Annotated in this window: 19 protein-coding genes; 11 read left to right on the top strand and 8 right to left on the bottom strand. The window is 73.4% G+C overall.

Going from position 1 to position 21,077, the window contains the following annotated elements:
- The first annotated feature begins 54 nt into the window (after positions 1 to 54).
- The 3 genes from cobC to cobA are packed head-to-tail and all read left to right on the top strand — an operon-like array spanning position 55 to position 3,568.
- Entirely contained in the window at positions 55 to 1,191 is a 1,137-nt protein-coding gene (gene cobC, locus O7619_RS27000) for an Rv2231c family pyridoxal phosphate-dependent protein CobC (protein WP_282284190.1), read from the top strand.
- A complete protein-coding gene (locus O7619_RS26995) occupies positions 1,191 to 2,336 on the top strand; it encodes a nicotinate-nucleotide--dimethylbenzimidazole phosphoribosyltransferase (protein WP_282288962.1) in 1,146 nt (381 codons plus the stop codon). Before cobC ends, O7619_RS26995 begins: the two co-directional genes overlap by 1 nt.
- A complete protein-coding gene (cobA, locus tag O7619_RS26990) occupies positions 2,333 to 3,568 on the top strand; it encodes a uroporphyrinogen-III C-methyltransferase (protein WP_282284189.1) in 1,236 nt (411 codons plus the stop codon). The genes O7619_RS26995 and cobA overlap by 4 nt, the downstream gene beginning before the upstream one ends.
- 50 nt (positions 3,569 to 3,618) lie before the next feature.
- Here cobA and otsB read toward each other — a convergent pair whose 3' ends face one another.
- Positions 3,619 to 6,219 (bottom strand): trehalose-phosphatase, encoded by a 2,601-nt coding sequence (otsB, locus tag O7619_RS26985; protein WP_282284187.1) that lies wholly within the window; start codon positions 6,217 to 6,219, stop codon positions 3,619 to 3,621.
- Positions 6,216 to 7,616: a trehalose-6-phosphate synthase gene (locus O7619_RS26980; protein WP_281587035.1), complete on the bottom strand. Its 1,401-nt coding sequence runs from the start codon at positions 7,614 to 7,616 to the stop codon at positions 6,216 to 6,218. Before O7619_RS26980 ends, otsB begins: the two co-directional genes overlap by 4 nt.
- A gap of 369 nt (positions 7,617 to 7,985) precedes the next feature.
- On the opposite strand from O7619_RS26980, the gene ettA reads away from it, so the two are divergent.
- From ettA to O7619_RS26960, 4 genes are all read left to right on the top strand, one after another.
- Positions 7,986 to 9,662 carry an energy-dependent translational throttle protein EttA gene (gene ettA, locus O7619_RS26975; RefSeq protein ID WP_282284178.1) on the top strand — a complete coding sequence of 559 codons (1,677 nt, stop codon included), beginning with the start codon at positions 7,986 to 7,988 and terminating at the stop codon, positions 9,660 to 9,662.
- Positions 9,663 to 9,675: 13 nt separating this feature from the next.
- Positions 9,676 to 10,119, top strand: a complete 444-nt coding sequence (locus tag O7619_RS26970) for a thioesterase family protein (protein ID WP_282284177.1) — start codon at positions 9,676 to 9,678, stop codon at positions 10,117 to 10,119.
- On the top strand, positions 10,116 to 10,784 hold the full coding sequence (locus tag O7619_RS26965) for a hypothetical protein (RefSeq protein WP_282284176.1): 669 nt from the start codon (positions 10,116 to 10,118) through the stop codon (positions 10,782 to 10,784). The genes O7619_RS26970 and O7619_RS26965 overlap by 4 nt, the downstream gene beginning before the upstream one ends.
- Positions 10,785 to 10,915: 131 nt before the next feature.
- Positions 10,916 to 11,500: a YbjN domain-containing protein gene (locus O7619_RS26960; RefSeq protein ID WP_282284174.1), complete on the top strand. Its 585-nt coding sequence runs from the start codon at positions 10,916 to 10,918 to the stop codon at positions 11,498 to 11,500.
- Positions 11,501 to 11,516: 16 nt separating this feature from the next.
- Here O7619_RS26960 and O7619_RS26955 read toward each other — a convergent pair whose 3' ends face one another.
- The 3 genes from O7619_RS26955 to O7619_RS26945 all read right to left on the bottom strand — a co-directional run bounded on the left by O7619_RS26955 (position 11,517) and on the right by O7619_RS26945 (position 14,646).
- Positions 11,517 to 11,903, bottom strand: a complete 387-nt coding sequence (locus tag O7619_RS26955; RefSeq protein WP_282288961.1) for a globin — start codon at positions 11,901 to 11,903, stop codon at positions 11,517 to 11,519.
- A gap of 78 nt (positions 11,904 to 11,981) precedes the next feature.
- Positions 11,982 to 13,349: an MFS transporter gene (locus O7619_RS26950; RefSeq protein ID WP_282284173.1), complete on the bottom strand. Its 1,368-nt coding sequence runs from the start codon at positions 13,347 to 13,349 to the stop codon at positions 11,982 to 11,984.
- Positions 13,350 to 13,584: 235 nt separating this feature from the next.
- Positions 13,585 to 14,646, bottom strand: a complete 1,062-nt coding sequence (locus tag O7619_RS26945) for a mechanosensitive ion channel domain-containing protein (RefSeq protein ID WP_282288960.1) — start codon at positions 14,644 to 14,646, stop codon at positions 13,585 to 13,587.
- A 254-nt stretch (positions 14,647 to 14,900) separates the two neighbouring features.
- On the opposite strand from O7619_RS26945, the gene O7619_RS26940 reads away from it, so the two are divergent.
- Positions 14,901 to 15,440, top strand: coding sequence for an HNH endonuclease (locus O7619_RS26940; RefSeq protein WP_282284172.1), 540 nt, complete (start codon positions 14,901 to 14,903; stop codon positions 15,438 to 15,440).
- Between the two features lie 35 nt (positions 15,441 to 15,475).
- Here the strand turns inward: O7619_RS26940 and O7619_RS26935 are convergent, their stop codons facing one another.
- From O7619_RS26935 to O7619_RS26925, 3 genes are all read right to left on the bottom strand, one after another.
- Entirely contained in the window at positions 15,476 to 16,324 is an 849-nt protein-coding gene (locus O7619_RS26935; protein ID WP_282284171.1) for a class F sortase, read from the bottom strand.
- A 12-nt stretch (positions 16,325 to 16,336) separates the two neighbouring features.
- A complete protein-coding gene (locus O7619_RS26930; RefSeq protein ID WP_282284170.1) occupies positions 16,337 to 16,849 on the bottom strand; it encodes a hypothetical protein in 513 nt (170 codons plus the stop codon).
- 109 nt (positions 16,850 to 16,958) lie between these two features.
- Positions 16,959 to 17,405, bottom strand: a complete 447-nt coding sequence (locus tag O7619_RS26925) for an Lrp/AsnC family transcriptional regulator (RefSeq protein ID WP_282284169.1) — start codon at positions 17,403 to 17,405, stop codon at positions 16,959 to 16,961.
- Positions 17,406 to 17,550: 145 nt separating this feature from the next.
- Here O7619_RS26925 and O7619_RS26920 point away from each other — a divergent pair, with 145 nt between their 5' ends.
- The 3 genes from O7619_RS26920 to O7619_RS26910 are packed head-to-tail and all read left to right on the top strand — an operon-like array spanning position 17,551 to position 21,057.
- Complete coding sequence (locus O7619_RS26920; protein WP_282284168.1) at positions 17,551 to 18,429, top strand: tryptophan 2,3-dioxygenase family protein; 879 nt, start codon at positions 17,551 to 17,553, stop codon at positions 18,427 to 18,429.
- Between the two features lie 16 nt (positions 18,430 to 18,445).
- Positions 18,446 to 19,729 (top strand): kynureninase, encoded by a 1,284-nt coding sequence (kynU, locus tag O7619_RS26915; RefSeq protein ID WP_282284167.1) that lies wholly within the window; start codon positions 18,446 to 18,448, stop codon positions 19,727 to 19,729.
- Positions 19,726 to 21,057, top strand: a complete 1,332-nt coding sequence (locus O7619_RS26910; protein ID WP_282284166.1) for an NAD(P)/FAD-dependent oxidoreductase — start codon at positions 19,726 to 19,728, stop codon at positions 21,055 to 21,057. The genes kynU and O7619_RS26910 overlap by 4 nt, the downstream gene beginning before the upstream one ends.
- Positions 21,058 to 21,077: the final 20 nt, after the last annotated feature.

Genomic DNA, 21,077 nt, shown 5'->3' with positions numbered 1-21,077 from the left:
ACGCACGCCGGGATGCGCTGTCCCGGGCGGCGGCTTCCCGGCAGGATCGCGGTCATGCCCGCAACACCGACCGGGACCGTCGCCGCGCCGGAGACGCCCGCCGAGCCCAACGCGCAGGGCGGGACCGCCGCGCCCGCCGAGGCCCCCGAGCCCGATCTGGGCCACCACGGGGACGCCGAGGCCACGCCCGGCCTGGTGGATCTGGCCGTCAACGTGCGCCGCGCGCCGATGCCCGACTGGCTGGCCGACCCGCTCACCGCCGCGCTCGGCGAACTGGCCGCGTACCCGGACCCGCGGCCCGCCCGCGCCGCCGTCGGTCACCGACACGGGCGACCCCCGGAGGAGGTACTCCTCACCGCCGGCGCGGCCGAGGGTTTCGTGCTGATCGCCCGCGCGCTGCGCGACGCCCGCCACCCGGTCGTGGTGCACCCGCAGTTCACCGAGCCGGAGGCCGCCCTGCGCGCCGCCGGCCACCGGGTGGACCGGGTGCTGCTCGACCCGGCGGACGGGTTCCGCCTCGACCCGGCCCGGATCCCCGCCGACGCCGACCTGGTCATGGTCGGCAACCCCACCAACCCGACGTCGGTGCTGCACCCGGCGGACACCATCGCCGCGCTGGCCCGCCCCGGTCGGGTGCTCGTGGTGGACGAGGCGTTCGCCGACACCACCGTGGCGCCCGGCGTCGACGGCGAGCCCGAGTCGCTCTCCGCCCGCCGCGACCTGCCCGGCCTCGTGGTGGTCCGCAGCCTCACCAAGACCTGGGGGCTGGCCGGGCTGCGGATCGGCTACCTGCTCGGCGACGCCGGGCTGCTGGCCCGGCTCGCCACCGCCCAGCCGCTTTGGGCCGTCTCCACCCCGGCGCTCGCCGCCGCCACCGCCTGCGCCGCGCCGGTCGCCGTCGCGGCCGAACGCGCGTTCGCCGCCGCGCTCGCCGCCGACCGCGACCACCTGGTGGAACGGCTGTCCGGCCTGCCCGGGGTACGCGTGGCGGGGCGCCCGGCAAGCGCCTTCGTCCTGATCCACATCCCCGGTGCCGCTAGGGTGCGGGACCGGTTGCGCGAGCGGGGCTGGGCGGTACGCCGGGGCGACACGTTCCCCGGCCTCGGGCCGGACTGGCTCCGGATCGCGGTGCGCGACCCGGCCACCACCGACGCGCTCATCGACACGCTGGCACAGATCCTGGAGGCATGATGCTGGAGTCCACCGTCGCGGCGATCCGGCCGCTGGACGAGACCGCCATGGCGGCGGCCCGTGAGCTCCAGGGCCGGCTGACCAAGCCCCCCGGCTCGCTCGGCGCCCTGGAGCCGCTCTCGGTGCGCCTGGCCGGGCTGGCCGGGTCCTGCCCGCCGCCGCTGCCCGGGCCGGCCGCGGTGGCGATCTTCGCCGGTGACCACGGCGTGCACGCCCAGGGCGTCAGCCCGTGGCCGCAGGAGGTCACCGCCCAGATGATCGGCAACTTCCTGGCCGGCGGCGCGGTGGTCAACGCGTTCGCCCGGCAGGCCGGCGCCTCGGTCACCGTGGTGGACGTCGGCGTGGCCACCCCGCTCGCGCCCGCCGACCCGGCGGCCGGTGGCGGCGACCTGACCGGCCCGCCCGCCGGCCCGGCCGCGCTCTCCGCCGATCTCGTCGCGACGCCCGCCGATCCGGCCGGGCCGCGCCTGGTGGCCGCGAACGTGCGTGCCGGCACCCGGGACCTGACGGTCACCGCCGCGCTCACCCGGGACGAGGCCCGGGCGGCGGTGGAGACCGGGATCCGGATCGCCGGCGAGCTGGTCGACGCCGGCGCGGGCATCCTGCTCACCGGTGACATGGGCATCGGCAACACCACCCCGGCCGCCGCGCTCGTCGCCGCGTTCACCGGCGTGGACGCGGCGGCGGCGACCGGCCGGGGCACCGGGGTGGACGACGGGACGTACGCCCGCAAGGTCGGCGTGGTGCGGGCCGCGCTGGACCGGCACGCGCCCGACCCGGCCGACCCGCTCGGTGTCCTCGCGGCGGTCGGCGGGCTGGAGCACGCCGCGCTGGCCGGGTTGATCCTCGGCGCCGCCGCGCGCCGGGTGCCGGTGCTGCTCGACGGCGTGATCGCGGTCAGCGCCGCGCTTGCCGCCGCCGCGTTCGCGCCGGACGCCGTGGGCGCCATGGTGGCCGGGCACCGCAGCGCCGAGCCGGGCGCCACGGTGGCGCTGCGGCACCTCGGCCTCGACCCGCTGATCGACCTGGGGCTGCGGCTCGGCGAGGGCACCGGGGCGCTGCTCGCCCTGCCGGTGGTCACCGGGGCGGTCCGGGTGCTGCACGAGGTGGCCACGTTCGACGCGGCCGGGGTGGCCGAGAAGTGAGCGGGCCGAGCCCGTACCCGCTGGGGTTGCGGCTGGCCGGCCGGCGGGTGGTCGTGGTGGGCGGGGGAGCGGTGGCCACCCGGCGGGTGCCCGCGCTGCTGGACGCCGGCGCGGACGTGCTGTTGGTGTCGCCCGAGCTGACCCCGGCGCTGCGCGCGCACGCCGACGCCGGGCGGCTGCGCTGGGAGCCCCGCCGGTTCGCCGCCGGTGACCTGGACGGCGCCTGGCTGGTGCAGGTGGCGGTGGACGACCGGTCCGCCGCGGCGGCGGTCAGCGCCGCCGCCGCGGAACGGCGGATCTTCTGCGTCCGGGCCGACGACCGGGTGGCGGCCAGCGCGTGGACGCCCGCCGTGACCCGCCACGGCCCGGTGACGGTGGCCGTCCTGGGCGGCGGCGACCCCCGCCGCGCGACGCGCGTCCGCGACGCCATCCGCACCCTCCTCGACGCAAGGAAGGGGCCCCTGTTAACGCCTGCGGTAGAGGAGGGGGCCCCGCTTAACACCTCCCGCGGGCGGGTGGCGCTCGTGGGCGCGGGGCCGGGCGACCCGGAGCTGATCACCGTGAAGGGCTGGCGGCTGCTCACCGAGGCCGAGGTGGTGGTCACCGACCGCCTCGTCCCCGGGCTGCTCCTGGACGAGCTGCGGCCGGACGTCGAGCTGGTCGACGCCTCGAAGATCCCGTACGGGCCGTCGCGCGCCCAGGAGGAGATCAACCGCATCCTGGTGGACCGCGCCCGGGCCGGCAAGGTCGTGGTCCGGCTCAAGGGTGGCGACCCGTACGTCTTCGGCCGGGGCGGCGAGGAACTGCTCGCCTGTGCCGAGGCGGGCGTGCCGGTGACCGTGGTGCCCGGGGTGACGAGCGCGATCGCGGTGCCCGGGGTGGCCGGGGTGCCGGTGACTCACCGGGCGGTGGCGCACGAGTTCACGGTGGTCTCCGGCCACGTCGCGCCGGACGCGCCGGCCTCGCTGGTCCGGTGGGAGTCACTGGCCGGGCTGCGCGGCACCCTGGTGATCCTGATGGGCCTGAAGAACCTCGCCGCGATCGCCGCCACGCTCGTCGCGCACGGCAAGCCGCCGCACACCCCGGTCGCGGTGGTCCAGGAGGGCACCACGGCGGCGCAGCGTACGCTCCGGTCCACGCTCGCCGCGGTCGCCGCCGACGTCGAGGCCGCCGCGTTCCGCCCACCGGCGATCGTGGTCGTCGGTGACGTGGTGGACGCGCTGACCCGGTGAACGCGGCGCGGCCCGGGACCGTGACGGTCCCGGGCCGCGCCGTGCTCGGCTCACTGCTTGAGCATGTTGTCCAGCAGCAGCGCGCAGCGGACCAGCCCGAGGTGGCTGTACGCCTGCGGGTGGTTGCCCAGCCCGCGCTCGGCCAGCGGGTCGTACTGCTCCGGCAGCAGGCCGGTCGGCCCGGCCGTGTCGACCATCTGGGCGAACAGCTCCTCGGCGTCGGTGCGGCGGCCGGTGCGCAGGTACGCCTCGATCAGCCACGCGGTGCAGATGTGGAAGCCGCCCTCCCGGCCGGGTAGGCCGTCGTCCCAGTGGTAGCGGTAGACCACCGGGCCGCTGCGCAGGTCCGCCTCGATCCTGAGCACGGTGGAGAGGAAGCGCGGGTCGTCACCGGGAAGCAGGCCGGACAGGCCGATCCAGAGCGACGAGGCGTCCATCTCGTCGTGCCCGTACGCGACGCTGTACGCCTCCACGTCCTGGTGCCAGCCGTGCTCCAGCACGTTGGCCCCGATCCGGTCGCGCAGCTCGACCCACTCCGGCCGGTCCTCGCCGCCGTGCTGCCGCACCACCTGCAGCGCCCGGTCGACAGTCATCCAGAGCATGACCTTGGAGAACACGTGGTGCCGGGGTGGGAGGCGGGCCTCCCAGATGCCGTGGTCGGGCTCGTGCCAGCGGCGGCGTACCGCCTCGACCATGTTTTCCAGCACCCGCCACTCGTCGTCCCGGACCGAGCCGCGGGCGTCGGCCACGGCGGCGATCAGGTCGGCCACCGGGCCGAAGACGTCGAGCTGGAGCTGGTGGTTGGCGAGGTTGCCGACCCGGACCGGCCGGGAGCCGGCGTAGCCGGGCAGCGTGTCGATGACCGCCTCGGCGCCCAGCTCGAAACCGTCGACGGTGTAGAGCGGGTGCAGCCGCTCCGGGTGCCCGCCGGTGCGTTCCACCACGCCGTCGATCCAGCGCAGCAGCCCCTCGGCCTCCTCGGTCGAGCCGAGGTCGACCAGCGCGCGGGCGGTCATCGCCGCGTCCCGCAGCCAGCAGTAGCGGTAGTCCCAGTTGCGGACCCCGCCCAGCTCCTCGGGGAGCGACGTGGTCGCCGCGGCGAGGATCGAACCGGTCGGCTCGTGGCAGAGCCCGCGCAGGGTCAGCGCGCTGCGGGCGACGAGGTCCCGGGCGGTGGCGGGCAGCCGTAGCGAGGCCACCCAGTCCTTCCAGGGCTGCTCGGCGGCGGCCTGCCGCTCGTGGATCGGCACCCGGTGCGGCTCCAGGCTCTGCGTGCCGAAGCGCAGCTCCAGCACCACCTGCCCGCCGACGGCGGAGAGGTCCACCACCGCCTTCGCGGTCTCGTACCCGGCGTCGTTGGTGACCTCCCACTCGAGGCCGGGGGAGTGCAGCGCGACCGGCTCGTTGGAGCCGAGCACCAGCAGCCCGTCGTCGAGCGGCTGGAGCTGCACCGCGACCTGGCCGAACTCGGGGCGCGGCGCGAACTCGACGCGGGCCCGACCGGTGCCGCTGAGCACCCGGACCAGGGTCGAGTCGCCGCTGACCACGGCCGGGTCGTCCGGCGTGGTCTGCCGGACGGGCAGGTCCAGCCAGTCCGTGACGGTCAGGCCGGACCAGCGGGTCTCCACCGTCATGGTGTTGCTGCGGTAGCGCTGTCCCAGCGGGATGCCGCCGCGCTCCGGACCGACCGTGAAGTGCCCGGCCGGGCTGCCACCGACCAGGTCGGCGAAGATGGCCGCCGAGTCCGGCTTCGGGTGACACAGCCAGGTGATCTTGGCTTCCGGGGTGACGAGAGCGACCGTACGCCCGTTGGCGAGCATCGAGTGCCGTTCGATCGGCACCGCCCGCTCGCCGAAGAGCCAGTGCCGCCGGGTCTCCAGCAGCAGCCCCAACGCGCGGGCCGCCTCGATCGGCTCGGCCACCCGGTAGTCGGCCTGGGTGTCCCCGGGGCCGATCTTGATGCCGACGTCCGGCCCCTGGAGGTTACCGAACGCGTTCTCGTCGGTGACGTCGTCGCCGATGAACAGCACCGCGCCGGCCGCGAGCTGGGTGCGGAGCTGGTCGACCGCGGTGCCCTTGTGGGTCGCCACCACCGACAGCTCGATCACCTCCTTGCCCTGGGTGACGGTGACGTCGTCCCAGGTGGCGGGGCCGTTGCGGACCGCTTCCACGGCCGCGGCGGCGATCTGCGGATCGACCCCGCGGGTGTGTACGGCGACGCTCGCCGGCTTGCGTTCCAGGCGGACCCCCGGGTAGGCGGCGGCGATGTCCCGCAGCTCCTGGCGGAGCCGGTGCCGGACCGCGATCAGCTCGGGGGTGAGGCGCTCGACGAAACCGATGTCGAACTCCGAGCCGTGGCTGCCGACGAGGTGCACCTCGCTCGGCAGCCGGGAGAGGGTGGCCAGGTCGCGCAGCGCACGGCCGGAGACCACCGCCACGCTTGTCTGCGGCAGCGAGGCCAGGGCGCGTACGGCGGCCACCGACTCGGGCAGCGGCACGGCCTTGGTCGGGTCCTCGACGATCGGCGCCAGCGTGCCGTCGTAGTCGCAGGCCACCAGGAGTTGGGGGATCCGGGCGATGCGGCCGATGGCGGCGCGCAGTTCCGGGTCGAGCACGCCACCGGGTGCGGTGGCGGCGGCGGGCGGGGTCACGCAGCCTCCGTATCGGGGACACCGAGCTCGCTGAGGAAGGACTTGGCCCAGTGGCCCACGTCGTGGCTGCGCAGATGGCGCTGCATGACGCGCATCCGACGACGGGCTTCGGGCTTCTCGATGTGCACGGCCCGGAGCAGCGCGTCCTTCACCGCGTCCGGGTCGTGCGGATTACACAGGAACGCCTGGCGCAGCTCGGTGGCAGCGCCGGCGAACTCACTGAGCACGAGCGCGCCGCCCTGGTCGGCGCGCGATGCGACGTACTCCTTGGCCACCAGATTCATTCCGTCTCGCAGCGGGGTCACCATCATCACGTCGGCCGCGACGTACATCGCGGCCAGTTCGGAGCGACTGTACGACTGATGGAGGTAATGCACCGCCGGCACGCCGACCCGGCCGAATTCGCCATTGATCCGGCCAACCTCGCGTTCCACCTTCACCCGAAGTGCCTGGTAGTGCTCCACGCGCTCACGGCTGGGCGTGGCGACCTGCACCATAACCGCGTCCGGAACTGTCAACTTTCCGTCAGCAAGAAGTTCGCGGAAGGCCTTGAGTCGTAGCTCGATGCCCTTGGTGTAGTCGAGCCGGTCGACGCCCAGGATGATCGTCTTCGGGTTGCCCAGCTCCTCGCGGATCTGCTTGGCCCGGGCCTGGATCGCCGGGTCCTCGGCCAGCCGCTCCATCTCCCGGGTCTCGATCGAGATGGGGAACGCGCCGGCCTTCACCTGCCGGCCGTCGACCTGGATCATTTGCCCCTCGTAGCGCAGGCCGAGCAGGTGCCGGGCCAGCCGGACGAAGTTCTGCGCGGCCAGCCGCTGCTGGAAACCGACGAGGTCCGCGCCGAGCAGGCCGCGCAGGATCTCGGCCCGGAACGGCATCTGCATGAACAGCTCGATCGGCGGGAACGGGATGTGCAGGAAGAAGCCGATCCTCAGGTCGGGCCGGAGCTCGCGCAGCATCGACGGGACGAGCTGAAGCTGGTAGTCCTGCACCCAGACCGTGGCGCCCTCGGCCGCCACGTCCGCCGCGGCCTCCGCGAACCGGGCGTTGACCAGTCGGTACGCCTCGCGCCAGCGCCGCTTGTAGGCAGGTGTCTCCACCGCGTCGTGGTAGAGCGGCCAGATCGTCGCGTTCGACTGGCCCTCGTAGTAGCGCTCCAGCTCCTCGGCGCTCAACGGCACCGGGTGCAGCCGGATGCCCTCCAGGTCGAACGGTTCGGGCGCGGCGCCGGTGCCACCGGCCCAGCCGACCCAGGTGCCCTTGTGCTCGGCGAGCACCGGGTGCAGCGCGGTCACCAGGCCACCCGGGCTGCGCCGCCACTGCCGACCCTCGGGGGTGCTCACCTCGTCGACCGGCAAGCGATTGGCCACTACGACAAAGGAGCTACGGACGGTCACGATCGGCCACCTCCGGGTGCTGACGGGTCCACCGCGATGAGCGTACTGAGCGTAGCTGCGGCGTCTGATCCCCCGTGCCGGACTCCTCTACCCGCCCCGAGCCCGCCGAATCCTGTTGGTGATCTTGCCGACACCCGTGTTGTCACAGGTCGAGGGTCGGCCAGTCCTTCGGCAACGCCTCACCGAGCAACTCCCGCCACGCCGTACCTCTGCTGGGGTGGGGTGATGTGGGCGTCGCCGCCCGTACCTGTCAGGATTGACGATGGCGTGCGTGCGGCCGGCTCCCGGCCGGCGGCGGCGGGTGGAGGTCGAAGCCCGCGCCCGCACCCCGCCAGCCCACGATCGCAACCGACGGAGGTAGCCCGCACCGTGGCCCAGTTCATCTACGTCCTGGACAAGGCGCGCAAGGCGCACGGCGACAAGGTCGTGCTCGACAACGTGACGCTCAACTTCCTGCCGGGCGCCAAGATCGGTGTGGTCGGCCCGAACGGCGCCGGCAAGTCCAGCCTCCTCAAGATCATGGCAGGGCAGGACCGGCCGAGCAACGGCGAGGCCCGGCTGATGCCCGGCTACTCCGTCGGCATGCTGGCGCAGGAGCCGCCGCTGAACGACGCCAAGACCGTCCTCGGCAACGTCGAGGAGGCGGTCGCCGAGACCAAGGCGAAGCTGGAGCGGTTCAACAAGATCGCCGAGCAGATGGCGACCGACTACTCCGACGAGCTGATGGAGGAGATGGGCCGGCTCCAGGAGGAGCTGGACAACGCCGACGCCTGGGACATCGACTCCAAGCTCGAACTGGCCATGGACGCGCTGCGCTGCCCGCCGCCGGACGCCGACGTGACCACGCTCTCCGGCGGCGAGCGTCGCCGGGTCGCGCTGTGCAAGCTGCTGCTGGAGGCGCCCGACCTGCTGCTGCTCGACGAGCCCACCAACCACCTGGACGCGGAGAGCGTGCAGTGGCTGGAGCAGCACCTGGCCAAGTACGCCGGCACCGTCCTGGCCATCACCCACGATCGGTACTTCCTCGACAACGTGGCCGGCTGGATCCTGGAGCTGGACCGCGGCCGGGCCATCGGGTACGAGGGCAACTACTCCACCTATCTGGAGAAGAAGGCCGCCCGGCTCTCCGTCGAGGGACGCCGCGACGCCAAGATGAAGAAGCGCCTCTCCGAGGAGCTGGAGTGGGTCCGGTCGAACGCCAAGGCGCGGCAGACCAAGTCCAAGGCCCGCCTGGACCGCTACGACGAGATGGCCGCCGAGGCGGAGAAGACCCGCAAGCTCGACTTCGAGGAGATCCAGATCCCGCCGGGCCCGCGTCTGGGCAGCACCGTCATCGAGGCGCACGGCCTGACCAAGGCGTTCGGCGACCGGGTGCTGATCAACGACCTGTCGTTCTCGCTGCCGCGCAACGGCATCGTCGGCATCATCGGCCCCAACGGCGTCGGCAAGACCACGCTGTTCAAGACCATCGTCGGGCTGGAGCAGCCGACCGGCGGCGAGGTCAAGGTCGGCCCCACCGTGTCGCTGTCCTACGTCGACCAGAACCGGGCGGGCCTGGCCGGCGACAAGAGCGTCTGGGAGGTCGTCTCCGACGGGCTGGACCACCTCATGGTGGGCAAGGTCGAGATGCCGTCCCGGGCGTACATCGCCGCGTTCGGCTTCAAGGGGCCGGACCAGCAGAAGCCGACCAAGGTGCTCTCCGGTGGCGAGCGCAACCGGCTCAACCTGGCGCTGACCCTCAAGATCGGCGGCAACGTCATCCTGCTCGACGAGCCGACGAACGACCTGGACGTGGAGACGCTCTCCAGCCTGGAGAACGCGCTGCTGGAGTTCCCCGGCTGCGCCGTGGTCATCTCCCACGACCGGATGTTCCTGGACCGGGTCGCCACGCACATCCTGGCCTGGGAGGGCACCGACGAGGACCCGTCGCAGTGGTTCTGGTTCGAGGGCAACTTCGAGGCGTACGAGAAGAACAAGATCGACCGGCTCGGCGCCGAGGCGGCCCGCCCGCACCGGGTGACCTACCGCAAGCTCACCCGTGACTGACCGGTGCTGAACCTTGTCTGACCGGTTTGTCTACCACTGCGCGCTGCGCTGGTCCGACCTGGACGCCTACGGCCACGTCAACAACGCCCGCGTCCTCACGCTCTACGAGGAGGCACGGGTGGCGATGATGTTCGCCGGCGGCCGGGCGTGGGGGGTGGGCTCGTTCGCCGACGGCGTGGTCATCCGCCGGCACGAGGTCGACTACCTGCGCCCGGTCGACTACGCGCTGGGCCGGGCCAGTGCGGACGCGGCGCCGACCGTGCGGATCGAACTCTGGGTCGACGAGATCAGGGCCGGGTCCTTCGCGGTGGCCTACGAGATGTACGACGGGGACACGCTGGCCGGCACCGCCCGGTCGGTGCTCGTGCCGTTCGACCTGTCCGCGCAGCGGTTGCGCCGGATCTCCCCGGAGGAGCGGGCCTTCCTGCTCCGCTACGCCCCCGGGCTGACCGGATGACCGGGCCGGGGGTCGGGCACGGGTTGACCGGGGTGGCCGACGCGGGCGCCTTCCTCGCCCGGCTGGTCCGGCTCGACCCGGCCGCGCTGGTCCGGCTGCGGCCGGTGCCGGACACCGGCCGCACCGCCCTCTGGGCGCGGCTGCCCTGGGGGGTGCTCGTGGTGCGCACCGTGCCCGGCGACGCGCCGGGCGACGCCACGGTCGCCGCCGGGGAACTGCTCGCCGAACTCTCCGCCGGCGGCCCGACGCTGCCGCGACGCCGCGACGACGGCTGGCGTTGGCCGCTGCCGCCGCCGGCCAGCCGACCGGTGGAGGTGCTTCCCGGCGCGGAGCTGCTCCGGATCGCGGACGCGGCGGCCGGGACGCTGCGCGAGGCGGTCACGCACGGGGTGGCCGGCCGGGCGGTCGGCCAGCGGGTGCTGCGGGACGCGCTGCTGGACCACGTCGCGGTGGTGGTGACCCCGGACGAGGAACCGGGTACGCCGGTGGAGGTGTCGCAGCGGTTGGTGCAGGGCGTGGTGCGGATGGGTTTCGTCGGGGCCGGTGACGTTCAGGTGCGGACGGTCGGCCGTTGGGTCGGGCTGATCGGGCCGTACGGGGCGGCGTGGTCGCGTACCGTCGCGGATCTTGCACTCACGCCTACTCGGGCTCATCCGAACGGATGACCCGACATCGTTCTTCCGGGCTGGGGCGGCCGTTGGGGGGGTGCCTCCTGCCGGCTGTCCGGGTACCGTCCATCCTCGGATCCAACGCACCGTAGGCGAGTGGATCCGCTGGGGAGTGAGGTGCGCGAGCGATGCCGTGGTGGTCATGGCGCCCCGGTCCCGCCGGTGGCGGCGATCCGGAAACTCGAAGCGGGACCACAGTGGACGAACCTTTCCGGGTCGGGCCACCGACCCCACGCCAGCCGGGGGACGACGCGGCGGCACCCGACCGACAGGTCATCACCGACATGCCGGCCACCGTCGCTCCGGTCACCCTGTGCCGGGTCCGTGACGCGCTCGACCTGCTCGACGTTCGCTACCTCGCCGACGGCGACGGCAACCTGCTGGCCATGTGGGAGCGACACGCCGTGCTCGTCGCGCTCGAGGGCCCGGAGGACGAGATCCTGGTGATGCGGGCCCGTCCGCACGCCACGGTGCCGCCGGACTGGGCCGACCGGGCCTACCGCGTGGTCAACGAGTGGAACCACACCCGACGGTTCTGCAAGGCGTACATCGGCGACCCGACCGAGCGTGGCCAACTGCCCATCTATGCCGAGCTCCAGGTGCCGCTCGGCGCCGGCACCCACGACGCGCTGCTGGTCGAGATGCTCGACTGCGGCGCCGCGGTGGCCACCACGTTCGTCGACTGGCTGCACGACGAGGGCGCCCTGCTCTGAGCGCGCCGGCCGCCGGTCAGCCGGCGGCCGGGTCGTCCTCCGCGTTCACCATGAAGTAGGCGGACCGCTCCAGGTAGTCCCAGAGCGTGGCGGCGAGCTGCGGCGGCAGGTCCAACGTGGCCACCGCCTGCCGCATGTGGCGCAGCCAGGCGTCCCGCTCGGCGGCGCCGATCCGGAACGGGGCGTGCCGCATCCGCAGCCGCGGGTGCCCGCGTTGATCCGAGTAGTCCCGCGGGCCGCCCCAGTATTGGATGAGGAAGAGGGTCAGCCGGTCCGCCGCCGGGCCCAGGTCCTCCTCCGGATACATCGGCCGCAGCAACGGGTCGTCGGCGACGCCGGCGTAGAACTCGTCGACCAGCTTGCGGAAGGCGGGCTCACCGCCGATCGCCTCGAAGAGTGTCATCGACTCGCCTGGGGAAGTCACCCGTCCATCCTGCCAGGTGCGACCCGCCGTCCGCGTCCGCCTGCGGGGCGGTGGTGGTCACGTCACCGCGTGCCGGCGTCGGGCGGGCTCCCGCCCCCGGTCGTCCGCCCCCGGCCCCCGGTGCGGCGGGTGCGGGCTCCCGACCACCGACTCCGCCCGGGCGCTCCGGACGGCCGCCTCGATCGTCGCCGGACGGGGCCAGGTGATCGCCGCGACGAGCATGAGGAGGACGCCGGCCGCGCTCCAGAAACCGACCACCGTCGGGATGGGGAACCGCTCGGCCAGCGCGCCGGTGGCCAACACCGAGGCGCCCTGGATGATCTGGGTGCCGCTGGCCATCACCCCGAACGCCCGGGCCCGGTAGATGTCCGGCAGCGCCTGCATGAACAGACTGTTCGACAACGGGAGGATCCCGCCGACCGCGAAGCCGCACGCGCCGGCCAGCAGGGCCACCACGGTCGGCGGCGGATCGAGGAGCGCGGGCACGAGGACCGCGGGGGCGGCGACCGCCAGCGCCGGCATCAGGGCCAGCCGGCGGGCCGGACCGACCAGCCGCCCGATCACCAGCCCGCCGAGGACGTATCCCACCGGGTTCGCGGCCATGATGACCGCCTGGGCGGTGCCGGCGTCCATGCCGCCGCCGGTCCGCTCCGCGGCCCAGCCGGCGGCCAGCCCCTCCGGGACGATCGAGAAGACCATGGCGCTGAACACCAGCACCGCGATGGCGCGCAGCACCGGCCGCGCGAAGACGATCCGGAAACCCTCGGCGGTCTCCCGCAGGAGGTGGCTGCGGGACGCCTCGGCGATCACCGGGGCGCGGTCCCGCAGGCCGAACCGGACCAGCGCGGCCGACAGCGCGAACGTGCCGGCGTTGATCAGCAGGGCGGTGCTCGGGTTCAACACCGCGATGGTCGCGCCGGCCAGGTAGCCGACGACCTGGGCGGCCTGCACCGCGCTCGTGGAGGCGGTGAGGCCCACCACCAGCCGGTCGCCGGTGAGGATGTGTGGCAGCAGCGCCGAGCGGGCCGCCTGGCTCGGCGGGTTGGCGAGCGTCGCCAGGAAGATCAGGCCGATGATCGCCCAGGCCGGCATGAACGGCATGGCGACGAGCACCATCAGCGCCATCCGGATCAGGTCACAGAGCACCATCACCCGGCGGTAGCGGTGCCGCCCGGCGAGCGCCGACAGCAGCGGGCCACCGATCAGCCAGGGCAGGTAACTGGCCGCGAAGGCGGCGGCGGAGAGCGCGACCGACTGCGTCTCGTGCAGCACGAGCACGGTGACCGCGGCCTTGGCGAGATAGTCGCCGACCCAGGACAGGACGTTGGCGGCGAAGAGCGCGCGGAACTCCGACTGGCCGAACACGTCACGGAAGGTGGCCGGGCTCTCCTGAGCGGGCCGCTCGTCGGACACCGTCGCCTCCATCGTTCCGGGTCGACCACTTGTGATGGCCCGACCGGGAACCGTCGTCGGATCGGTCGATCAGCGAGGACACGAAGCGCACTCCCCGGTGGAGTGCGTGCACCGGATTCTGCCCGATCGTCTGACGGGTGCCTAGGGCGAACGGATCGATCGTCGCATCTCCGACTGAACCGAAAGGACGATACCCGAGGGGCCGTGCGGCACGCGACCCCCGGCGAACGTCCGTACCGCCGCGAGGTCAGGAGGCCGCGTCGGGGCCCGTCCCCTCCGGCCGGGGCTGCGGCGGCAGCCCGGGATAGAGCCGGGCCGCCGCGATCTGGGCGGTGATCCCCGAGTTCTCCAACGCCTCCGCCAGCCGGCGACGCAGCGCGCGACCGACCGTGAACTGCCCGTCCGCGGTGGTCTTGACCACGGTACGGATCACCGACCCGTCGACCGTCACCTGCTCGATGCCGAGCACCTCCGGCTGTTCCACGATCTTCGGCGACAGCTCCGGGTCCAGCGCCACCGACGCCGCGGCGGTCCGGAGCACCGCGGTGGCCTCCTCGGTGCCGGCGAAGCCGATCGGCAGGTCCACCACGACGAGTGCCCACCCCTGGCTCTTGTTGCCGACCCGGATGATCTCGCCGTTGCGGATGTACCAGAGCACACCCCGACCGTCGCGCACCGTGGTCACCCGCAGGCCCACCCCCTCCACCACGCCCGTCGCCTCGCCGAGGTCGACCGTGTCGCCCACGCCGTACTGGTCCTCGATCAGCATGAACAGGCCGGCGATCAGATCCTTGACCAGGCTCTGCGCGCCGAAGCCGAGCGCCACCCCGGCGATGCCGGCGCTGGCCAGCAGCGGGGCCAGGTCGAAGCTGAACTCCTTGAGCACCATCAGCAACGCGATGCCGAAGACGAACGCGGTGACCATGCTGCGCAGCACCGACCCGATCGCCTCCGCGCGCTGCCGCCGCCGCTCCGGCACGAACTGCTCCGGGTCGAGCGTGGCGCTGGGGATCCGCTCCCGCAGCGGGCGGAGCATGGTCGGCACCGCGCCCTGGGTGGTGGTGCGCACCAACCGGTTGATGGTCCGGTGCAACGCCCAGCGGGCGACCACGGCGAGCAGCAGGATCAGCGCCACCCGCAGCGGCTTCAGCAGGATCCAGTAGCTGCTCTCGGCGAACCAGGCGGAGCCGGTCAGCCGGTACAGGAACTCGCAGGAGCTGCTGCCCTGGCAGTCGGGGCGCCGGTCGGAGATCGCGGAGAGCACGGCGGCGATCAGGTCGGAGACGTTCACCGTGCTTTCGTACCCCATCGGCGGTGGGCGTCCACCGCGGACCCGCCGGTCCGGTCCGCCGCTCGGGCGGAGTGAACCGGTCATCTTGGCACGCCCGGGTCAGCCCCGAAGTGGGTACCCCGGATTAGTACGTGCAATCCGGGGCGCGATCAGGGACTATTGGCCCAACGGACGTCGGTGTTCCCGCCGGCGTCGGGGCCGTTCCGCGCGGTGTGCGGGGCGGTCCCGCCCGTGGTGGTGGCGGGAGCGGCTGGACCGGGAGGGTGAGCGCGATGCCTGACATACGACCCACGGCGGGCTCCGGTGCACTCGTTCTGAACGCCACCTACGAGCCCCTGTGTGTCGTGTCGGTGCGTCGTGCCGCGATCCTCGTCCTCTCCGCCAAGGCGGTCTGCGTGGCCGACGGCGAGGGCATTCTGCACAGCGCGCGCAACACGCTCCCGATCCCCTCCGTGGTGCGGCTGACCCGCTACGTCCGGGTTCCCTACCGCACCCACGTGGGGCTCTCCCGCCGGGCGATCTTCGCCCGGGACGGCTGGCGGTGCGCCTACTGCCGGGGGGCGGCGGAGACGATCGACCACGTCTTCCCGCGCAGCCGCGGCGGCCGGCACGCCTGGGAGAACGTCGTCGCCGCCTGCGCCCGTTGCAACCACACCAAAGGCGACCGGACCCCGGCCGAGCTGGGCTGGCGGCTGCACCACCTGCCGGCCGCCCCGAAGGGCAACGCCTGGCGGGTGCTCGGCCACCGCGCCCCCGACCCGCGCTGGGCGGACTGGCTCGACCTGCGCGAGCCCGAACACGAAGCGGCCTGAACGACGGCGCGGCCTGCACGACCGCGCGGCCCGGGTCAGCGCGCCTGGACCAGCGCGGCATAGACGACCAGGTTGTCCGCGTACCCGGTCTCGCCGCCCACCCAGCGCCCACCGCAGGTGATCAGCCGCAGGTTGGGGCGGCTGAAGTCCCCGTAGACCTCCTGCACCGGCAGCTTCTCCTTGCCGTACCGCTCGATCGAGGTCACCTCGAACACCGCCACCGAACGGTCCTCGCGGGTCACCTCGATCCGGTCGCCGTCGTCGAGGTCGCGCAGCCCGTGGAAGACGGCCGGGCCGGTGGTGGTGTCGACGTGCCCGACGAGCACCGCCGGGCCGTACTGGCCGGGGGTGGGCCCCTGGTCGTACCAGCCGACCTCACCGGCACGGCTCACGTCCGGCACCGCGATGCTGCCGTCGGGCGCGATGCCGACCCGGTGCACCGGCGCTTTCAGGTCGAGCCGGCCGATGGTCAGGTCGGTCGGCGGGCTGGCGGGCAGCACCGGGAACTTCTTCGGCGGCGGGCGCAGGCCGGCGACGATCCGGTCGGGCAGCATGCTGACGCCGGTCACCCGTTCCACCCCGAACATCGCCACGATCAGCGCCATCAGCCCGGCCACCACGAGCACCGGTACGCCGGGGCCGCGCCCCGGGGCGTACCGGCGGGTGGTGGTCGTGGTGGTGCGGGCCGCGACCGGGCGGGCCGTCGGGTCGGCGGTGGTGACGCTTGCCGAGAAGGCGTGCCCGGCGGTGTGGCCGAACCGGCGCGCGGCGCCCGAGGCCAGTCGCAGCGCGGCCCGGAGCCGCCCGGACCGGCTCGCCGGCGGTCGGTCGGGGTGCTGCCGGCCGCGACCGCCGGTCCCGCCGCGGCGCGGTGCGTGGGCCATGGCCGCACCCCGTCAGACGCGGCTACCGGTCTTGCGGCGGGCGCTCACCCCGGCCACCACGGCCACGGCCACCAGACCGCCGACCAGCAGCAGCGAGCCGGTGCCCCGGCCACCTTCCGCGGTGCCTCCGCCGCCGGTCGCCGGACCCTTGCTCGGCTGCGACATGTTCAGCACGGTGAGCATGGTCGAGGCGGTGGCGCCGTTGGCGCAGTCCAGGTTCACCGGGTAGTCGCCGGGTGCCTTGTTGCCGGGCACGGTGACCGAGCCGGTGAGGAAGCCGTTGTTCGAGCGCAGCGTCACCCGGCCGAACGCGTCCGAGGTGACCTGCGCCTGACGGTCGTTGTTGGTGTCGCAGCCGGCTCGCAGGCTCACCCGGGAACCGGCCTGGACGCTGTTCGGCGTCACCTCGATGAACACGTTCTGCCCGGCCCGGGCCGGTGCGGCCGTGGTCAGGACGAACGCCGCGACCAGGCCCAACAGGCCCAGTACGGACGACAGCGCGCGATGTGACAGGAGCCCTCGCATGGTTCCCCCCTCCCGGTGCGATGGCGCACCGGACCCACTGACGGGCAGCGAGGGCTGCCTTCCCGGTCAGCGGGGCTGTTAACAGGGGCCCCCTCCTCTACCGCAGGCGTTAAGCGGGGCCCCCGCCTTTCACCACGGGGTGCCAGGTGAGCGGGGTGGACAGGACCATCGTGCTGGAGGGCTGGCCGTAGGGGGCCAGGCGGTCGATCACCGCCTCGAACTCGCCCATCGAGGTGGCCGCGACCTTGAGCATGCTGCACGCGTCGCCGGTGATCCGGTGGATCTCCATGATCTCCGGCCACTGCGCCACCTGCGGGTCGTTGAGGATGCAGCGGGAGCCGTAACAGGACATCCGGATCAACGCGAGCACGGTCCGCCCGGCCCGGGCCAGGTCGACGTGCGCGTGGTAGCCGGTGATCACCCCGGACTCCTCCAGCCGCCGGACCCGTTCCGCGACCGCCGGCGGGGACAGGTGCACCCGGCGGGACAGCTCGCTGTAGGAGAGCCGGGCGTCGGCCTGGAGTTCGCGCAGCAACGCCCAGTCCATGTCGTCCACGCGGGAACCTTTCTTCCGTGAAGTCAGCGTCCCGAGATGCTTTCAGCTCATGAGGTCAGACCACTCTACCCCCGTTGAACAGGCATTCCATTCGCCCGTCCACCAGCGAGATCATGGCATCTACCCCGCACGGACGGAGAAGACGGTGGAACACACGACGGCGGTACGCCCGGCCACCCCGGAGCAGCGGGCGGCCCGGGCGGAGCGCAACGGAGGCGAGCCGACGCTGGAGTTCGCCGAGCGCGTGCCCTACGACGCCTACGTGCACGCCAGCACGCTGCACCGGCTTCAGCAGCCGCTCAGCGACGACCCGGGCGAGATGTCCTTCCTGATGGTCAGCCAGATCATGGAGCTGTACTTCAAGCTGACCTGCCACGAGCTGCGGCACGCCCAGCGCGAGCTGCGGGCCGACCGGGTCTGGGACGCGCTGCCGCCGCTGCGCCGCGCCGCGCTGCACCTGGAGGGACTCAACGCCGCCTGGCAGGGGCTGCGGTGGATGACCCCGGCCGACTTCAACCGGTTCCGCGACCGCCTCGGCGAGGGGTCCGGCTTCCAGTCCGCGATGTACCGGCACCTGGAGTTCCTGCTCGGCCTGCGCGACCCGGCGCTGATCCGCCCGTTCCGCCGGCAGACCGAGGTGTACGCGGAGCTGACCGCCGCGATGGCCACGCCGAGCCTCTGGGACGACGTGGTCGCGCTGCTTGCCCGGCGTGGCTTCGACGTGCCGGCCGAGCTGCTGGAGCGGGACGTGACGGCCGAGCACGAGTCGCATCCGGGCGTGGAGGCGGCCTGGGTGCGCGTCTACGGCGACAGCGGGCCGGACAACCACCTGCGGATGCTCGGCGACGCGCTGACCGAGGTGGCCGAGCAGTTCGGCGACTGGCGGTGGAACCACGTCAAGGCGGTGCAGCGCGCCATGGGCGCGAAGGTCGGCAGCGGCGGCTCGGCCGGGCTGGCATGGTTGCAGCGCAGCATGGCCCGGGTGGTCTTCCCGGAGCTGTGGTCCGCCCGTACCGCGATGTGAGGCGAAAGAGCAGGCGATGAACATCCCCGAGAACGAAGCCCACCGGCTCGACGCCGCCGACCCCGGCCACCGGCACCTGTTCCACGTGCCGGCCGCCGACGGCGGGCGCTACCCCGAGGCGGCCTATCTGGCCGGCAACTCGTTGGGCCTGCAACCCCGGGCCACCCGGGACGAACTCGTCGCCGACCTGGACGCCTGGCGCCGGTTGGGCGTCGAGGGCCACCTGGAGGCGGAGCGGCCCTGGCTGCCGTACCACGAGCTGTTGTCGGCCCCGGCCGCGCGACTCGTCGGCGCGTCACCCGCGGAGACCGTGGTGATGAACTCCCTCACCGTCAACCTGCACCTGCTGATGGTCAGCTTCTACCGCCCGGCCGGGGACCGCACCCGGATCGTCATCGAGGACAGCGCGTTCCCCTCGGACAGCTACGCGGTGCGCAGCCAGGCCCGCTTCCACGGCCTGGACCCGGACGCCACGGTGGTGCGGCTGACGCCCCGCCCGGGCGAGGACACCCTGCGCACGTCCGACGTCACCGACTTCCTGGCGGCCGAGGGGCACACGGTCGCGTTGCTGCTGCTGGGCGGCGTCAACTACCTGACCGGCGAGCTGATGGACATCCCGGCGATCACCGCCGCCGGGCGGGCCGCCGGCGCGGTCGTCGGCTGGGACCTGGCGCACGCGGCCGGCAACGTGCCGCTGGCGCTGCACGACTGGGACGTCGACTTCGCCGCGTGGTGCTCCTACAAGTACCTGAACTCCGGCCCGGGCGCGCTCGGCGGCGTCTTCGTCCATGAACGGCACCTCGGCGACCGGTCGCTGCCCCGCTTCGAGGGCTGGTGGAGCACCGAGGCGGCCACCCGGTTCGAGATGACGCCGGTGTCCCGCCCGCCGGCCACCGTGGAGGCGTGGCAGATCTCCAACCCGCCGATCTTCGCGATGGGCCCGGTGCGCACCTCGCTGGAACTGTTCGACTCCGTCGGCATGCCGGCGCTGCGGGAGCGCAGCCTGCGACTCACCGCCTGGCTGGAGCGGCTGCTCGACGACGTGACCCCGGGCCGGCCGCTGACCGTGGTGACGCCCCGCGACCCGGCCCGCCGCGGCTGCCAGCTCTCCGTCCGCATCGGCACGGGCAGCGCGAACGAGCTGACCAAGCGGCTGCGGCACGAGCATGGCGTCATCGCCGACGCCCGGGAGCCGGACGTGGTCCGGTTCGCCCCGGTGCCGCTCTACTCGACGTACCACGACTGCTGGCGGGTGGCCGAGGCGCTGGCCGCGACGGTTTCGCCGGAGGAGGGCCGATGAGCACGCGACGCGACGAGATCGCGGTGGTGGGGGCCGGGCTGGCCGGTTGCCTGTTGGCCTGCTTCCTGGCCCGGCGGGGCTACCCGGTCGCCCTCTACGAGCGGCGGCCCGACCCGCGCGGCGGCGTCGCCGAACGGGGACGCTCGATCAACCTGGCCCTCTCCGAGCGCGGCCTGGACGCGCTGCGCCGGATCGGCCTGGACGAGCAGGTGATGGCGGACGCGCTGCCGATGCGCGGCCGGATGGTCCACCCGGTTGCGGGCGAGCCGCAGTTCCAGTCGTACAGCGTCTCCGGCGACCGGGCGATCAACTCGATCAGCCGGGGCGCGCTCAACAACGCGCTGCTCGACGCCGCCGTCGCGCTACCGGGTGTGCGGATCGCGTTCGACCACAAGCTGGTCGGCCTCGACCCGGTCGGCGGGGAGATGACGTTCGAGACCCCGCAGGGCAAGACCACCGCCGCCGCGTCGGTCGTCCTCGGCGCCGACGGCGCCGGCTCCGCGGTGCGTGGGCAACTGCTGGCGTACGGGGGGTTGAGCGAGAGCCTGGACTTCCTCGACTACGGCTACAAGGAGCTGACCATCCCGCCGGTCGGCGGGGAGTTCGCCCTCGACCCGGGCGCGCTGCACATCTGGCCGCGCGGCACCTCGATGATGATCGCGCTGCCGAACCCGGACCGCTCCTTCACCTGCACGCTCTTCTGGCCCACCCACGGCACCCGCAGCTTCGCGTCGCTGAGCAGCCCGGCCGCGATCGAGCGGTTCTTCGCCGCCCACTACCCGGACCTGGTGCCGCTCGCCCCGAACCTGGTCGACGACTACCGGCACAACCCGGTCGGCGTGCTCGGCACGGTGCGCTGCACGCCGTGGCAGGTGGCCGGCACGGTCGGCCTGGTCGGCGACGCCGCGCACGCCATCGTGCCGTTCTACGGCCAGGGCGCGAACTGCGCGTTCGAGGACGTGGTCGAGTTGGACCGCTGCCTCGACGAGTGCGACGACGAGTGGGCCGCCGCGCTGCCGCTGTTCCAGCGCCGCCGCCAGGACGACGCCGAGGCGATCGCCCGGATGGCGCTCGCCAACTTCGTGGAGATGCGGGACAAGGTCGCCTCCCCGGTGTTCCGGGCCCGCAAGACGGTCGAGCACGCGCTGGAACGCGCGCTGCCCGGCCGCTACGTCTCCCAGTACGAGCTGGTCTCGTTCTCCACCACCCCGTACGCGCAGGTCCGTCGTCGGGTCCGCCGGCAGTACGCGGCGGTCGGCGCGCTCGCGGCCGGCGCGGCGGCCCTGCTGGCCGCCGGCGTGGGCGCGGCGCTGGGGAGGCGGCGGTGACGCTCTGGGACCCCCGGCTG

The organism is Micromonospora sp. WMMD998 (genome assembly GCF_029581235.1).
Taxonomy (GTDB): Bacteria; Actinomycetota; Actinomycetes; order Mycobacteriales; family Micromonosporaceae; genus Micromonospora.
This window is presented reverse-complemented; position numbering and strand designations above follow the sequence as displayed.

What these genes read in the sequence shown, in the direction of transcription:
- O7619_RS26910 (WP_282284166.1), top strand. Translation starts at nt 19,726, where the DNA reads ATGAGCACGCGACGCGACGAGATCGCGGTGGTGGGGGCCGGGCTGGCC.
- O7619_RS26960 (WP_282284174.1), top strand. Translation starts at nt 10,916, where the DNA reads ATGCCGTGGTGGTCATGGCGCCCCGGTCCCGCCGGTGGCGGCGATCCG.
- O7619_RS26965 (WP_282284176.1), top strand. Translation starts at nt 10,116, where the DNA reads ATGACCGGGCCGGGGGTCGGGCACGGGTTGACCGGGGTGGCCGACGCG.
- O7619_RS26945 (WP_282288960.1), bottom strand. Translation starts at nt 14,646, where the DNA reads ATGGGGTACGAAAGCACGGTGAACGTCTCCGACCTGATCGCCGCCGTG.
- O7619_RS26935 (WP_282284171.1), bottom strand. Translation starts at nt 16,324, where the DNA reads ATGGCCCACGCACCGCGCCGCGGCGGGACCGGCGGTCGCGGCCGGCAG.
- O7619_RS26995 (WP_282288962.1), top strand. Translation starts at nt 1,191, where the DNA reads ATGCTGGAGTCCACCGTCGCGGCGATCCGGCCGCTGGACGAGACCGCC.
- cobC (WP_282284190.1), top strand. Translation starts at nt 55, where the DNA reads ATGCCCGCAACACCGACCGGGACCGTCGCCGCGCCGGAGACGCCCGCC.
- O7619_RS26950 (WP_282284173.1), bottom strand. Translation starts at nt 13,349, where the DNA reads ATGGAGGCGACGGTGTCCGACGAGCGGCCCGCTCAGGAGAGCCCGGCC.
- O7619_RS26940 (WP_282284172.1), top strand. Translation starts at nt 14,901, where the DNA reads ATGCCTGACATACGACCCACGGCGGGCTCCGGTGCACTCGTTCTGAAC.
- kynU (WP_282284167.1), top strand. Translation starts at nt 18,446, where the DNA reads ATGAACATCCCCGAGAACGAAGCCCACCGGCTCGACGCCGCCGACCCC.
- O7619_RS26955 (WP_282288961.1), bottom strand. Translation starts at nt 11,903, where the DNA reads ATGACACTCTTCGAGGCGATCGGCGGTGAGCCCGCCTTCCGCAAGCTG.
- O7619_RS26930 (WP_282284170.1), bottom strand. Translation starts at nt 16,849, where the DNA reads ATGCGAGGGCTCCTGTCACATCGCGCGCTGTCGTCCGTACTGGGCCTG.